This is a genomic window from Streptomyces sp. NPDC002888 (assembly GCF_042888465.1).
Lineage (GTDB): Bacteria > Actinomycetota > Actinomycetes > Streptomycetales > Streptomycetaceae > Streptomyces.
Genome location: NZ_JBIAPU010000004.1, coordinates 227,544 through 241,323 on the forward strand (window position 1 = coordinate 227,544; position 13,780 = coordinate 241,323).

General features: G+C 73.4%; 13 protein-coding genes. 8 read left to right on the forward strand and 5 right to left on the reverse strand.

Translation table 11 applies throughout. From position 1 onward, the window contains the following. Positions 1 to 83: 83 nt before the first annotated feature. Positions 84 to 797, reverse strand: a complete 714-nt coding sequence (locus tag ACFYWX_RS08655) for an alpha/beta fold hydrolase (RefSeq protein ID WP_389423234.1) — start codon at positions 795 to 797, stop codon at positions 84 to 86. A 474-nt stretch (positions 798 to 1,271) separates the two neighbouring features. Between ACFYWX_RS08655 and ACFYWX_RS08660 the strand changes: the two genes are divergently transcribed. Continuing rightward, positions 1,272 to 1,541: a DUF6059 family protein gene (locus ACFYWX_RS08660; RefSeq protein WP_389423235.1), complete on the forward strand. Its 270-nt coding sequence runs from the start codon at positions 1,272 to 1,274 to the stop codon at positions 1,539 to 1,541. A 45-nt stretch (positions 1,542 to 1,586) separates the two neighbouring features. On the opposite strand, the gene ACFYWX_RS08665 is transcribed toward ACFYWX_RS08660, so the two are convergent. Then, the gene (locus ACFYWX_RS08665; protein WP_389423236.1) at positions 1,587 to 2,849 is read right to left on the reverse strand and encodes a sensor histidine kinase; all 1,263 of its coding nucleotides are present in this window, start codon (positions 2,847 to 2,849) and stop codon (positions 1,587 to 1,589) included. Between the two features lie 475 nt (positions 2,850 to 3,324). Here ACFYWX_RS08665 and ACFYWX_RS08670 point away from each other — a divergent pair, with 475 nt between their 5' ends. From ACFYWX_RS08670 to ACFYWX_RS08700, 7 genes are all read left to right on the forward strand, one after another. After that, positions 3,325 to 3,651 carry a hypothetical protein gene (locus tag ACFYWX_RS08670; RefSeq protein WP_389423237.1) on the forward strand — a complete coding sequence of 109 codons (327 nt, stop codon included), beginning with the start codon at positions 3,325 to 3,327 and terminating at the stop codon, positions 3,649 to 3,651. Positions 3,652 to 3,686: 35 nt separating this feature from the next. Beyond that, complete coding sequence (locus ACFYWX_RS08675; protein ID WP_389423238.1) at positions 3,687 to 5,912, forward strand: TOMM precursor leader peptide-binding protein; 2,226 nt, start codon at positions 3,687 to 3,689, stop codon at positions 5,910 to 5,912. Between the two features lie 142 nt (positions 5,913 to 6,054). Beyond that, positions 6,055 to 6,660, forward strand: coding sequence for a DNA-binding response regulator (locus tag ACFYWX_RS08680; RefSeq protein ID WP_389423239.1), 606 nt, complete (start codon positions 6,055 to 6,057; stop codon positions 6,658 to 6,660). A gap of 172 nt (positions 6,661 to 6,832) precedes the next feature. After that, positions 6,833 to 7,606, forward strand: a complete 774-nt coding sequence (locus ACFYWX_RS08685; protein WP_389423240.1) for a BTAD domain-containing putative transcriptional regulator — start codon at positions 6,833 to 6,835, stop codon at positions 7,604 to 7,606. A gap of 190 nt (positions 7,607 to 7,796) precedes the next feature. Further along, positions 7,797 to 8,789 carry a nucleotide disphospho-sugar-binding domain-containing protein gene (locus tag ACFYWX_RS08690; protein WP_389423241.1) on the forward strand — a complete coding sequence of 331 codons (993 nt, stop codon included), beginning with the start codon at positions 7,797 to 7,799 and terminating at the stop codon, positions 8,787 to 8,789. Beyond that, entirely contained in the window at positions 8,786 to 10,393 is a 1,608-nt protein-coding gene (locus ACFYWX_RS08695) for an acyl-CoA carboxylase subunit beta (protein ID WP_389423242.1), read from the forward strand. Before ACFYWX_RS08690 ends, ACFYWX_RS08695 begins: the two co-directional genes overlap by 4 nt. Further along, on the forward strand, positions 10,390 to 10,671 hold the full coding sequence (locus ACFYWX_RS08700; RefSeq protein WP_389423243.1) for a hypothetical protein: 282 nt from the start codon (positions 10,390 to 10,392) through the stop codon (positions 10,669 to 10,671). The genes ACFYWX_RS08695 and ACFYWX_RS08700 overlap by 4 nt, the downstream gene beginning before the upstream one ends. Positions 10,672 to 10,698: 27 nt before the next feature. On the opposite strand, the gene ACFYWX_RS08705 is transcribed toward ACFYWX_RS08700, so the two are convergent. Genes ACFYWX_RS08705 through ACFYWX_RS08715 form a run of 3 tightly spaced genes read right to left on the reverse strand, consistent with a single transcriptional unit; the run spans position 10,699 to position 13,535 of the window. Next, on the reverse strand, positions 10,699 to 11,646 hold the full coding sequence (locus ACFYWX_RS08705; RefSeq protein WP_389423244.1) for an aromatase/cyclase: 948 nt from the start codon (positions 11,644 to 11,646) through the stop codon (positions 10,699 to 10,701). 42 nt (positions 11,647 to 11,688) lie between these two features. After that, on the reverse strand, positions 11,689 to 12,480 hold the full coding sequence (locus tag ACFYWX_RS08710) for an SDR family NAD(P)-dependent oxidoreductase (protein WP_389423245.1): 792 nt from the start codon (positions 12,478 to 12,480) through the stop codon (positions 11,689 to 11,691). Then, on the reverse strand, positions 12,450 to 13,535 hold the full coding sequence (locus ACFYWX_RS08715; protein ID WP_389423246.1) for an acyltransferase domain-containing protein: 1,086 nt from the start codon (positions 13,533 to 13,535) through the stop codon (positions 12,450 to 12,452). Before ACFYWX_RS08715 ends, ACFYWX_RS08710 begins: the two co-directional genes overlap by 31 nt. Positions 13,536 to 13,780: the final 245 nt, after the last annotated feature.

Below are 13,780 nucleotides of genomic sequence, written 5' to 3' on the forward strand. Positions count from 1 at the left end.
GAAGGACAGTCCCCGGCACGGTCCCCCTCCGGGCTGGAGAGGGCCTCGACCGGTAGTCGAGGGAGCCTTTTTCGGCAGGTTTTTTACGGGGCGGTGAGGAAGGCCCGGCACGGCGAGGGCCGCCGCCCCGCGACCCCGTCCACCAGCCAGCGGCGCAGCGCACGCCCCGACGGTGAGGTCCCGGCCCCGCCCGGGAAGGCACGGAACTCGCTGCGCTCCAGGGTGAGTCTGAGCAGTGCCAGGTCCTGTGGCGGGGTGAGCGGGTCGTCGGTGGCGTAGGCGACGCGGACCAGCCCGCTCAGCGGGTACAGCGTCTCCGGGCGCAGCGCCAGCCCGCCGAGCGCCTCGGGCAGCAGCTCGCGGCGGGCGGCTCCGGTGATCCGTACGAGGGCGTCGAGGTTCCCGCCGGGCAGCGACAGCAGCAGCTCCGGTTCGTCGAACAGGCGGGCCACGGGGGCGCCGACGAGCTGCACGACCCGGATCCGCTCGTCCTGTGCGGCGGCGCCGAGCGCGAGCCGGCCCCCGAAGTCGAAGCCGATGAGGCAGGTGCGCTCGGTCAGGGCGAGGTGTGCGTACCGGTCGACGATCCGCGAGACGAGGAAGTCCGACCGCCCCGCCCGGTGCAGCTCCCCGGGCGCCCGCACGGCGACCACGGCGTACCCCCGCCGCACGAGCCGGCCGAGCAGCGGCACATGCTGCCGCACCTCACCGAGCGCCCCGGCGACCACGACGACCAACGGCCGCGCCCGGCGCCCGTCCAGCCCCCCGCTCCACCACACCGGCTCCACCCTGGTCATCGCGCACTCGCCACGACGCCGGAAACCGGGCTACTCATCCCTCACTCCTCCCACCGGGCCCCGAGGGCACACACCGACTCGCGGGAAACGGCACGAGTCTGCGCCGGGGGGCTTGAGGAGTGCTGGAGTTGCCGAGCGGGGCTGCGATGAGCCCTCCACCCTCGCTCTCGGGGGGCCATCCGCCCCGCCCCCGCTCCCCAGGGGCCCGCCGCGGCACCGAGAGGTCCGGTGTCCCGCACGAGCGGGCTTCGAGCCGTACGTGAGGGGGCCGGGGGAGGCTGCCCGGACGGGCCGTGGCGGAGCGTCGGCCGGTGCCGCGGGTCAGCGGGGTCGGCCGGCTGCGCTCCGCTGTGGGAAGACGGGCGGCCGGCCGCATGGGGCACCAGCCCCGAAGGCGCGCGCCCGGTCACGGGGCCCCACCCCTGATCCCGGGCCGGCAGGTGTCGAGTCGACAGGACGGACGGAGGCGGAGAAATGGGCCGGACGTGGGGGCCGCTGGTGCGTGGGGTGCTGGGTGTGTATCGGGCGTTGGTCGCGTACGGGGCGTGCTGGGTGGCGTTGCCCGACGATCAGATGAAGCTGATCCTCGGTGGTGAGCACGGCGGCTTCGGGGACGGCAGCGGCGGGCGTCGGCGTCCGCGCCGGGTGACCGGGCCACCGCCCGGCCACCCCGAGCGGCTGCGCGACGACATCCCGCTCACGCCCCTGGAGCGCCGCCTGAGCCGGGAGCTGAACCTGCGCTGACGCACGACGGCAGCGCCGAGTCCGACCTGCGTCGCGGGCCCCGGCTCACACGCTCAACCGCGACACCGTCGCCCGCGCACCCGACGCCTCCGTGGCCGGCGCCGCGTGGACCGGTACGCGGACGACCAGGCGGAACACGTCCGGTTCGTCGTTCTCCTCGGGCCCGACCCGCAGTCCGCCCCCCACCGTCGCCACCCGGGCCGCGAGGTTGCCGAGGCCCGTGCCGCTGGACACCGTGCTCGTCGGCACCGCGCTCCCCGCGCCCACCCCGTCGTTGACGATCTCCAGCTCGACGAAGGACTCCTCGACGTCGAGGGCGGTGGTGATGGAGCAGCCGTTGGGCTGACTGTGCCGCAGCACGTTGGTCACGCCCTCCCGCAGCACCGTCGCCAGGATCGTGTTGGCCGTGGACGACAGCCCGGTGACGGACACGTCGATCCGGGCGTCGATACCGGCCGCCTTCAGCACGGACCGCGCCGACTCCGCCTCCACCAGCAGCGACATGTCCCGGTAGCCGCGCGCCACTTCCCGCACGTCGGCCAGCGCCTGCCGCGAGATGGTCAGCACCTCGGCGACCTCCTCCCGGGCCCGCTGCGGATTGCTGTCGATCAGCCGCGCGATCAGCTCGTTCTTCAGGGTGATGGAGGAGAGGCTGTACCCGAGCAGGTCGTGCAGATCGCGCGCGAACCGCAGCCGCTCCCTGGCCACCGCCATCCGCGCCAGCTCGTCCCGGGACTCGTGGATCGCCGTGGCCAGCCCGGCGAGGCGGACCACCGCGAAGATGATGAGGCCGGTCAGCGCGGTCGACACGCCCATGTAGGCGATGTTCACCACGCCCAGCGACTGGATCGCGGAGATCACCACCACCGCGGCCACGGTCGTACCGAACATCGACCAGCCCGCGACCGACGGCAACAGCAGCAGCAGCGACCCGGCGAGAAACCCCGCCATACCGCCCCAGTGCCATCCGAAGGCCACGAGCGGAGTGAAGGTCAGCACCGCCTGAAGCACCAGGCTCCACGGCAGCACCCGGCTGCGCAGGGCCGCGCGGTACGGCGAGGAGTGGACGTACTGGAGCGCCGCGAGGACGGGCGGAATCCCCGCGCACATCAGCAACTCGACGCCCCCGGGGGCGGAGTCGAGGACGTTCACCAGCTGCATGAGCAGATAGCCCGAGAAGACCACGACGACCAGGACGGAAGCGATCCTCGGACTGGGGGCCGCGGAGCTGACGGCGGCCAGGTCGGGCGCGGCCGAATTCGTTCGCTTGGGCGGAACTTTGCGTTCGGTTTCAGCCTTACGCGTCACCAGACCCCCAGGTCTCCTGGATTCCCCCGAACCGGCGTCCGAATCATAACGGAGGTGAGCATCCTGTGGAGGGCGCAGTAAGAGTGCTTGTGGAAGATGCCCGCTTCACCCTCAAAGATCCTTGTTAAGAGCCGGGTTGGATCGTGTATATGCCGAGCAGTGAAAATTTCACATCGGCAGACATGAACCGATAACTGGCCTGGATCTGGCCGGATTGCGTTAACTCTGGTCCAGCACAGCGGCGCACCACGGCAGCACCGATCGCGGAGGACAGTCCGCCCCGCGGTCAACGGCACCCGCACGGTCCACGGCCCACGGCCGAGCACGCTGTTTCGCACAGTTCGCCAGGCTCACCACGTTCACCGGGTTCGCGAGGTTTTCGACATCGCGGATTCCAGGATCGCCTGTTCGCTGCTCGCACCACCCACGACATCCGGCGCACCGCCCCGCACCGGACGACACCCAGGGAGTGACCATGAACCAGTCCGCGTCCACCGGCCGGCAGATCACCGCAGTGCTCAACACCCCCGAGGACGAGCTGAAGTTCGCCGAACTGATCGCCCACGCCTACCTCGACCCGACGACCGCCGAGCGCTACGCCACCGCCCCGACGGCCGTCCTCGGCGAGTTCGGTCTCGCGCTCGGCGACGACCGGGCCCCGGCCCTGCCGCGGCTCGCCGAACACGGCGTCGTACGCGAGGACTTCACCGGCCTCGGCGCCGCCGGGGTCTGCCTGCTCACCCTGTGCATCGCCGACGCGGAGGCCGGCCCGGCCGTCGAAGTGCTCGCCGCGGCCCGCTGAACCTGCTGAACCACACGACAACAGGGGGAGAAGCAATGCGAGTGGGGTTCAGAAGACATGTGCGCGCCGAGGTCGTCCCGGGAGAGGGCACGTACGTCGTGTCCGAGCGGGGCATCGTGGCCTTCGAGGACAACCCGGTCGCGGTGATCGCGCCGCTGCTGGACGGCACCAGGGATTTCAGGGCCCTGGTCGCCGACGCGGCACCCCGGTGCTCCGCGCTGGACGTGGCACTGGCGATCGGCCGGCTCAGCGAGGCGGACCTGCTCAGCAGCCGCCCCGAACCACAGGACACCGTAGGCGGGCCGCCGCGAGCAGGCCGTGCGCCGGCCCCGGTCGCCGGCGCGGCGGCCGCCTACTGGGAACTGGCCGGTGCCCCCGGCCCCCTGACCTCGCTCGTGGTGCGGGTCCGCGCCGTCGGCGGTGCCGACGCGCGGGCCGCCGCCCAGGCCTGCGCGGCCTCGGGCCTGACGGTGACCGACGACGACGCGGCAGCCGCGCTGACCCTGGTCGTCTGCGACGACTACCTCGACCCCGCCCTGCGGGAGATGGACGACCACGGGCGTGCCACGGGCAGCCCCTGGCTCCTCGCCAAACCGCACGGGACCACCCCCTGGGTCGGTCCCGTCTTCCGGCCCGGCGAGTCGGCGTGCTGGGAGTGCCTGGCCCACCGGATGGCCGGGCACCGCGGCACCGAGGCCCACCTGCGCGCCCGCCTCGGCCGCCCGGTGCCGCTCCCGCCTGCCGAGACCCCGGCCAGTCTGATGCTCGGCCACCAACTCGCCGTCGCCGAGGGCATGAAGTGGCTGGCCGGACAGCGCTACCCTGGCCAGGACGGCGTCCTGACCTTCGACACCATCGGCTTCACCAGCCGGCTGCACGCACTGCGGCCCCGCCCCCAGTGCCCGGCCTGCGGCGACCCCTCACTGGTGGCCCGCCAGGTCAGCGGCCCGCTCACCCCGCGCTCGCGGTTGAAGGCCGAACGCACCGGCAACGGCCACCGCGCCGTCACCGCCGAGCGGACCCTGCGCGCCTACGAGCACCTGATCAGCCCCATCACCGGCGTGGTCAAGGCGGTCGAACGCGACACGCGGGGACCGGCGGAGTTCAACTCCTTCCGCGCCGGCCACAACCACGCCCGCGGCGCGCGCGGCCTGACCGGACCGGCCTCCCGCCTGCGCAGCGAGAGCGGCGGCAAGGGCATGACCGAACTCGACGCCCGGGTCAGCGCGTTGTGCGAGTCCCTCGAACGTCACTCCGGCACCTACCAGGGCGACGAGCCCACCGTACGGGCGAGTTGGCGCGAGGTCGCCGACATCGCCGTGCACCCCGCCGACTGCCAGCTCTACGACCCGCGCCAGAACGTCACGCCCTTCGACGAGACCACGCCCGTCGACTGGACGCCCGTATGGTCCCTCACCCGGGGCGAACACCGCCTGCTGCCCACCGCCCTCCTCTACTACGACGCCCCGCGCACCCCCGGCCTGGGCTGCGTACGGGCCGACTCCAACGGCAACGCGGGCGGCAGCAGCGTCGAGGACGCCGTCGTGCAGGGCTTCCTGGAACTGGTCGAGCGCGACGCGGTCGCCCTGTGGTGGTACAACCGCACCCGGCAGCCCGGCGTCGACCTCGACTCCTTCGACGAGCCCTGGACCGGCCGGATCCGCGCCGTGCACGCCGCGCTGGGCCGCGAGGTGTGGGTGCTCGACGTCACCTCCGACTTCGGCATCCCCGTCTTCGCCGCGCTCACCCGCCGCACCGAGGGCCCCACCGAGGACGTCCTGTTCGGCTTCGGCGCCCACTTCGACCCGTCCGTGGCGCTGTGCCGCGCGCTGGCCGAGATGAACCAGATGATGCCGGCCGTCGTCGAGGCGGGACCCGACGGCACCGGCTACGGCTGCCCGGACGAGCGGCTCACCGACTGGTGGCGCACCGCCACCGTGGCCGGCCACCCCTACCTGCTGCCCGACCCGGCCACACCCCCGCGCACCCGCGCCGACTTCCCCTACACGCCCCGCGCCGACCTCCTCGACGACGTGGCGGCGATCCGCACGGCCGTCGAGGAACGCGGCATGGAGCTCCTCGTCCTCGACCAGACCCGGCCCGACATCGGCCTGCCGGTGGTCAAGGCGATCGTCCCCGGCATGCGCCACTTCTGGGCCCGCTTCGCCCCCGGCCGCCTCTACGACGTACCGGTGGCCCTCGGGCGCACGCCCGGACCGACACCGTACGAAAGCCTCAATCCGGTGCCGATGTTCCTCTGACGTACGGCCGTTGTTCAAATCCCGGGAAATTCACGGGCCGAGGCCTGTCGCGAACAGCTCCTGGGGCGAAATTCGGCACGTACTGTGGCTTCCGGCCAACTCCGTGCGGGGGCGCGGACGGCCGGAGGGGGTGGACGGGGTCGTGATCAGGATTCTGATTGCGGAGGACATGCGCATGCTGAGACGTGCGCTCGTCGAGCTGATCTCCATGCAGCCCGACATCGAGGTCGTCGCCGAACTGGAGTCCGGCGGGGACATCGTGCAACGCACCGAGAGCGTACGGCCGGACGTGGCCGTCCTGGACATCGAGCTGCCCGTCCTGGACGGCCTCTCGGCGGCACAGGAGATGCACACCCGGGGCCTCGACACCCGAGTGCTCATCCTCACCAGCCTGGGGAGGCCGAACCATCTGCGCCGGGCCCTGAACGCCAACGTCCGCGGATTCATGCTGAAGGACTCGGGACCCGACCGGCTGGCCGAGGCCATCCGCGCGGTCGCCGCGGGCGAGCGGGTCTTCGACCCGCAGCTCACGCTCGCGGCCCTGGACCACGTCGAGTCCCCGCTGACGCCCCGCGAGGCCGACGTGCTGCGGCTCGCCGCGTCCGGCGACGACGTGGACGAGATCGCCGGGACCCTGCACCTGTCCGTGGGCACCGTGCGCAACTACCTCACGACGGTCGTCTACAAGCTGGGCGCCCGCAACCGCGTCGACGCGATCCGCATCGCCCGCTCGTCCGGCTGGTTGTGACCGCCGCGGGGGGCGAAACCCGCACGTGAACCCGGTACGTGAATCCCTCACGGTCCGCCCGTGAGGGATTCACCCGCGATCCGTTTCCCGCTCACTGTCGCGCGGGGCGCGGCGCGTGCGACGGTCGGTACGTCGAGGGCCGCCGGCAGCGACCGTCCAGGGAGGGACACCCATGAAGATCACCGCGCTGGGACCGTTCTCCGCCACGACCGACGGTGTCCCGATCGCACCGACGGCCGCGAAACCCCGCCAGATCCTCGCCCTGCTCGCCGTCCACGCCGGGCAGGTCGTCCCGGTCGCCTCCGTCATCGAGGAGGTCTGGGGCGCCGCCGCCTCCCCGAAGGCGCACATCACGGTGCAGACGTACGTCCTGCAACTGCGCACGTCCCTCGGCCGCGCGCTCGGCGACCCGGCCGCGGCCCGCGAGGTGCTGGTCACCCGCCCCGGCGGCTACGCCCTGCTCACCGGCCCCGAAGACGTCGACGTCCACGTCTACGACCGCCTGTGCGCCGACGCCCAGACGGCGCTGGAGCAGGGCGACGACATCGGTGCGGCCCACCTGTTCCGTACCGCGCTCGCCCTGTGGAGCGGCCCGGCCTTCGGCGGGCTGCGCCCCGGCGCCGTACTCGGCCTGGAGGCGATGCGCCTGGAGCAGAGCCGCGCCGGAGTCCTGGAACGCTGCCTCGCCACCGAGCTGCGCCTCGGCGCCCACGAGCGACTGCTGCCCGAACTCGCCGAGCTCACCACCCGCCACCCCCACGACGAGGCACTGCACGCCCTGTTCATGACGGCCCTGGACCGCTCCGGCCACCCCCAGGGCGCCCTGGCCGTCTACGAGACCGTCCGCACCCGCCTCGACGAGGAGTTCGGCCTCCTCCCCTCCCCGGACCTGCGCCGCCTGGAACGCGAGGTCCGCACCCGGGCCGCGGCGACGGCCCCGGCCTGACCCCGGCCGCGCATCCCCTCCAGCGGCCCCGCTGGTTCTTGTTCAGCGGGCCCAGAGGTGTAGGCCTGGTCCGCGGTACTGCCGGCCCCTCTCCAGCGTCCCCCTAATGCGCCTCCACCGGGCGGCGGTCTGCTGAGTGCGGAGGTCGTGCGCGGTGGGAGTGTGCGGCCCCGGGCTGCGAGGGGGAAAGATGCGGGTGTTGTTTGCCGCGCGGCGCTCCCTGCCGCACCTGTCCACGATGGTGCCGACCGCTCTGGCGTGTGCGGCCGCCGGTCACGAGGTGCGGATCGCGGCTCCGGTGCGGGCGGGCGGTCCACCCCTGTACGGGGGACTGCCCGTCCTGCCGCCGGAACCGGGCTGGCACCCGCACCTGGTGGTGCGTGCCGAGGACGGTGACGAACCCGGCCCCTGGACCGGCGGACCGGTCGTGCGCTGGACGCCCCTGGGGCACCGGGCGCCCGACTCCGGGGCCCTGTGCGTCGACCCCTGCCCCCCTGAATTGCGCACCGACGCGGAGAGCGGAGCACTGGCGGTCCGTCACGAGGACGTACCGGCAGTCCGGATGCCGCGCTGGCTGGAACGGCCGCCCGGCCGGCTGCGGGTCTGCCTGCGGCCCGGCCCCGAGAGCGGCACCGGCCCCTGGTCCGTGGACCGGGTGCGGCGGGTCGCCCGCGCGGTGCTCGGCCTCGACGCCGAGCTGGTCGCCGTGGTCGCCCCGGCGCTGCGCCACGCCTACCAGGACGCCTTCGACCGCAGCGTCCGGTTCGCGGGACCACAACTGCTCGGCCCGGTCCTCGCCACCTGCGCGGGCGTCGTCCACGACGGCGGCCCGGACGTCACCCTGACGGCCGCCGCCCACGGCGTCCCCCAGCTGGTGATCGCCGACACCCGCCCGGCCGGCGACCGCCTGCGCCGCATCGGCGCCGGCCGCCGCCTCGTCGCGGCCGACACCGACGACGCCCGCGACCTCGCCGACGCCCTCCGGCTGCGCAGGCGACTGGCCGAACTGCTCTACGACGGCCGGGCCCTCGCGGCCGCCGAACGCCTGAGGACCCACCTGGCCGCCCTGCCGCCACCGCACCAACTCGTCCAGGCACTGGAGGAGTTCACCGCGGCACACCACGAGAGCCCGGACCGGCAAGAGGACCACCGACAGGAACAGGAAAGCGAGCGGGGCGTATGAGCGTGTACGAGGTGGACCGACCGGCGACCGAGGCAACGGCCGCCGAACCCACCGCCCATCTGCGGGAGTTGACCACAGAGCTCGCCGCCCGGCGGGACCTCGCCACAGCCGGTCCCGGCGCCGCGGCCACCGACGCCCAGCACCGGCGCGGCAGACTCACCGTCCGCGAACGCCTCCAACTCCTCTTCGACGCGGGCACCTTCACCGAGATAGAGACGCTGCGCAGACACCGGGCGACCGGCTTCGGCCTGGAGGACCGACGCCCGTACACGGACGGCGTGGTGACCGGCTGGGGCCTGGTCGACGGCCGGCGGGTCTTCGCGTACGCCCATGACTTCCGCATCTTCGGCGGCGCGCTCGGCGAGGCGCACGCCCAGAAGATCCACAAGCTGATGGACCTGGCGGAGGCGGCCGGCGCGCCCCTGGTGTCGTTGAACGACGGCGCCGGCGCCCGCATCCAGGAGGGCATCTCCGCGCTCGCCGGATACGGCGGCATCTTCCAGCGCAACGTGCGCTCCTCCGGGGTGATCCCGCAGATCAGCGTCATGCTAGGCCCGTGCGCCGGCGGCGCCGCCTACTCGCCCTCGCTCACCGACTTCGTGTTCATGGTGCGCTCCACCTCCCAGATGTTCGTGACCGGCCCGGACGTGGTGCGGGCGGTCACCGGGGAGCAGGTCACCCATGAGGAACTGGGCGGCGCCGAGGTGCACGCGGCCCGTACCGGGGTCGCCGCGTTCGTCCACGACGACGAGGAGACCTGCCTGGCCGAGGTGCGCTACCTGCTGTCGCTGCTGCCCGCCAACAACCGTGAGATGGCACCCGAGCTGGCAGCCGAGGACCCCGTCGACCGGCGCTGCGAGGCCCTGCTCGACCTGGTGCCCGCCGAGGCCCGGCGCAGCTACGACGTCCGCCCGGTCATCGCCGAGATCGTCGACGACGGCGACTTCACCGAGGTGCACGAGCTGTGGGCGCCGAACGTGGTGTGCGCCCTGGCCCGTCTCGGCGGCCACAGCGTCGGCATCGTCGCCAACCAGCCGGCCGTGTACGCCGGGGTCCTGGACATCGAGGCCTCCCAGAAGGCGGCGCGGTTCGTGCAGTTCTGCGACGCCTTCAACATCCCGCTGGTCACCCTTGTCGACGTGCCGGGGTTCCTGCCGGGCGTCGACCAGGAGCACGGCGGCATCATCCGGCACGGCGCCAAGCTGCTGTACGCGTACTGCGACGCCACCGTGCCCCGTATCCAGGTGATCCTGCGCAAGGCGTACGGCGGCGCGTACATCGTCATGGACTCCCGCTCCATCGGCTGTGACCTGTCCTATGCCTGGCCGAGCAACGAGATCGCCGTCATGGGCGCCGAGGGCGCCGCAGGCGTGGTCTTCCGCAAGCAGATCGCCGCCGCCGACGACCCGGAGGCGACGCGGACGCGGCTCATCGAGGAGTACCGCGCCGAACTCATGCACCCCTACTACGCCGCAGAACGCGGCCTCGTGGACGACGTCATCGACCCCGCCGACACCCGCAAGGTGCTCATCGACGCGCTGGCCATGCTGCGCGCCAAGCACCGAGGGGGCCCGGCCCGAAAGCATGGGAACCAGCCACAATGACCTCACCGAAGAAGACCCCCGCCACTCTCGCCCCCTTCCCCGTCCCGCCGGCCGTCGCCGACACCGACGCCTTTGCCGTGGAGCAGCCGCCGAAGCCGCTGCTGGTCTTCAGCGGCGACCCGACCCCGGACGAGATCGCGGCGGTCACCGCGGCCATCCTGGCGGTGCTGCCCCGCCGCACTCCGCCGCCCCCGTCCACGCTCGCACGGCAGCGCGCTCGCAAGGCCCGCTGGACGCCCGTCGACCCGCCTGCCGGGTCCTGGCAGCGGGCGAGCTGAAGCGGGCGGCCGAGGGACCCGCCGTCGTCACGAGCGGCGGGCCTCGGCGTACTCCTTCGCGTACCGCAGGGTCGTCGTGCTGTTGGTCCCGAGCGCGTGCCGGACCAGCGAGCGCGCCTCGGCCGGGCTCGCCCCCTCACCGAGCACCTGCCGTACGCCGGCCGGGTCCAGGGTCACGGTGTGCCAGGAGGTCGCGGTGACCGTGTCGCCGTCGCCCCGCTGCTCCACCGTCCACCGGCCGGTGTGGCCCGCCAGCAGCGAGGGCATCGTGAGCCGCTTGTACACCAGCAGACCGCGCTCGGGGAAGCTCACCCGCGCCGAGCGGCTGTGCTGCACCGAGCCGTCCGGGCTCCTGGTCTCCAGGTCGAGCACCTGGACACCGCCGTGTTCGCCGGTGCAGCGGGCCGCGACGACGTGCGGCAGCCGCTCGGGCCAGGCGTCGGCGCGGTCGAGGAACCCGTACACGTCGCGGGCGGAGCCGCTGATCTCCTCGCTGTCGCCGAAGGAGAACGTCAGCTCCGGCCACTGCTCCGCGATCTCGGCCGAGCCGCGTAACGCGGCCAGCTCGGCCTCGCCGTCGTGGTCCACGGCCCGGGCCACCCGCTCGGCCGCCCCCGGTTCGTCGTCGGCCACGCTGTAGTGGCGCAGCAACACCACGTGGGCCCCGCCGTCGTCGGGCTCCACGCACCACTCGCCGTCCAGGCTCGCCAGCGGCGGCGGGGTCTTGACCAGACGGAAGCCGATCGTGCCGGCGGCCCGGTCCAGGACCCGGCGCGAGGACCAGGAGCCGGCCTCACCGTTGACGAACGCCCACACCCGCAGCAGCTGTTCGCCGTCCCGCTCCTCGGTCACCTCGGCGTGCACGGTCGAGCCGAACACCTGCGGCCAGCCGGTGACATCGGCCACCAGGGAGAAGACGCGCTCCGGCGGGGCGCTGGTGAGGACTTCGTGACGCGTGTGACGGACCGTTGGCACGAGGGGGTTCCTTCCGGGAGGGGACACGTGGGGATACGGATGTCAGCAGGTGTTCAGCCCACCGCAGACGCTGATCGCCTGCGCGGTCACGGACGCTGCCGTGTCGGACGCCAGGTACCCGACCATGCCCGCGACTTCCTCCGCGGTGGCGTAGCGGCCGAGCGGGATCCGCGCCTCGAACCGCTCCAGCACCTCCTCCTCGGTGGTGCCCCACTGCTCGGCGTGACTGCGCCGCACCCGGCCCGCCATGGGCGTCTCGACGTACCCCGGGCAGACCGCGTTCACGGTGATCCCGGAGCGGGCCTGGGCGAGTTCGAGGCCGAGGGCACGGGTGAAGCCGACGACGCCGTGCTTCGACGCCGCGTACGGCGCGGCCAGCGTCACGCCCTGCCGCCCGCCGGTCGACGCGATGCTGATGACGCGCCCCTCGCCGCGCTCCAGCATGCCCCCGGTGGTCAGCACCTCGCGGGTGACGCGGAAGACGGCGTTGAGATTGGTCTCGATGACGTCCTCCCAGATCACGTCGGGCAGCTCGGCGGTGACCCCGCCCCCGACGCGGCCCGCGTTGTTCACCAGCACGTGCAGCGGCCCGAACGCGTCGACGGCGGCCCGCACCAGGTCCTTGACGTCCTGTTTGGAGGTCACGTCGGCCCGCACCCCGGCCGCCTCGTGACCGGCGGCGCGCAGCTTCTCGACGACGGTGTCCACGTCGTCCCAGGTACGGGCGCACAGGAAGACCGCGTGCCCTTGCTCGGCCAGCAGTTCGGCGCAGGCCAGGCCGATTCCGCTGGTACTTCCGGTGATCACGGCCGCGCGGCGCCGGCTGGTGTCCATGACGGTTCCTCTCCAGGGGAGGTGGTGGGCGTGTCGGTGTCGGCGGAGGGAAGGAGGCGCCGGGCCGCCTCGGCCAGCTGCGCGCGGTCCCGCTCGGCGCCCGCCCGCACCGAGGAGAGCGGTACGACCGTGCTGCCGCCCCGGGTGACGGCCGGGTGCCGGCGGGCGACGGCGGACAGCCCCTGCCCCGGCCCGGCCTCCACCAGGAGGAAGGGGCCCGGGCCCGACGGGCCCTGGGGGCCGAGGAGATGACTCAGGGCGGCACCGAAGTGGACGGGCCGGGACGGCTGCATGGCCCAGAACCGGGGGTCGCTCAGCAGCGGCTCGCCCAGGGCCCGGCCGGTGTACCCGGACACCACCGGCACCTCGGGCGCGCGGTAGGAGATCCGCTGGTACGCGGGCACGGTCGCCGCGCACGCGGCCGCCACGGACGGGCTGTGGAACCCGGCGGTCGCCCGGGCGGGCATCCAGGTGATCCCCGCCCCGGTGAGCCGGCCGGTGACCTCGCCGAGCTCGGGCTCGGGCCCCGCCAGCATGATCTGGTCCGGCGCGTTCACGGCGCCCACGACGACCTGCGGGGTGAGCCAGCGGGCCAGCTGTGCCGCGCTCGCGGCCACCGCGACCATGCCCCCGCGCGGGGCCGTGGCCAGGGAGCGTACCCGCTCGCCCAGCACGTCCACCGCGTCGCCCAGGCTCATGATCCCGGCGAGCACGGCGGCCGCGTACTCCCCGGCGCTGTGCCCGAGGTACGCGACGGGCCGCACGCCCCACGAGGTGAGCAGCGTGCCCAGCGCCACGTCCACGGCGAAGACCAGCGGCTGCGCCCGGCGTACGTCGTCCAGGGGCACCGAGGGCGCGTCGGACAGCCAGTCGTCCCTGACCCGCGCGCCCTCCGCGCCGAGTCCGTCGAACACCTCGTCCAGCACCCGCGTGAACACCGGCTCGTGCCCGTACAGCCCGCGCAGCATGCCCGGGTACTGGGAGCCCTGCCCCGGCAGCAGCACCACGACGGGCGGGCGCGCGGTGACACCGGATCCGGTCGCTACGGCGGTCACGGGTTCCTCCCACGTCGGTTCGGCGGCCGCGGGTGAGACGCGGCCCGTAGTGGGAAGGAGAGTCACGGTGCCGGATAGCGCTGGAGTGGAGAAGCTCTGAAGAACGTCACAGGGGACTTGAGTCACCCGGGGCCCCGGAGGCGTATACCTCTGCGCAAGCGCTCTTGGCGTGCGGGTATGGCACGGTCACCTCGGCGGCCGTGTCCGGACTGGTACTGAGGCGTCGCTGACCGTATTGGTCCAGC

Bases quoted from the DNA above. Each gene is read 5' to 3' on its own strand.
- ACFYWX_RS08700 (WP_389423243.1), top strand. From the start codon at position 10,390: ATGACCTCACCGAAGAAGACCCCCGCCACTCTCGCCCCCTTCCCCGTC.
- ACFYWX_RS08690 (WP_389423241.1), top strand. From the start codon at position 7,797: ATGCGGGTGTTGTTTGCCGCGCGGCGCTCCCTGCCGCACCTGTCCACG.
- ACFYWX_RS08670 (WP_389423237.1), top strand. From the start codon at position 3,325: ATGAACCAGTCCGCGTCCACCGGCCGGCAGATCACCGCAGTGCTCAAC.
- ACFYWX_RS08685 (WP_389423240.1), top strand. From the start codon at position 6,833: ATGAAGATCACCGCGCTGGGACCGTTCTCCGCCACGACCGACGGTGTC.
- ACFYWX_RS08710 (WP_389423245.1), bottom strand. From the start codon at position 12,480: ATGGACACCAGCCGGCGCCGCGCGGCCGTGATCACCGGAAGTACCAGC.
- ACFYWX_RS08655 (WP_389423234.1), bottom strand. From the start codon at position 797: ATGACCAGGGTGGAGCCGGTGTGGTGGAGCGGGGGGCTGGACGGGCGC.
- ACFYWX_RS08695 (WP_389423242.1), top strand. From the start codon at position 8,786: ATGAGCGTGTACGAGGTGGACCGACCGGCGACCGAGGCAACGGCCGCC.
- ACFYWX_RS08660 (WP_389423235.1), top strand. From the start codon at position 1,272: ATGGGCCGGACGTGGGGGCCGCTGGTGCGTGGGGTGCTGGGTGTGTAT.
- ACFYWX_RS08675 (WP_389423238.1), top strand. From the start codon at position 3,687: ATGCGAGTGGGGTTCAGAAGACATGTGCGCGCCGAGGTCGTCCCGGGA.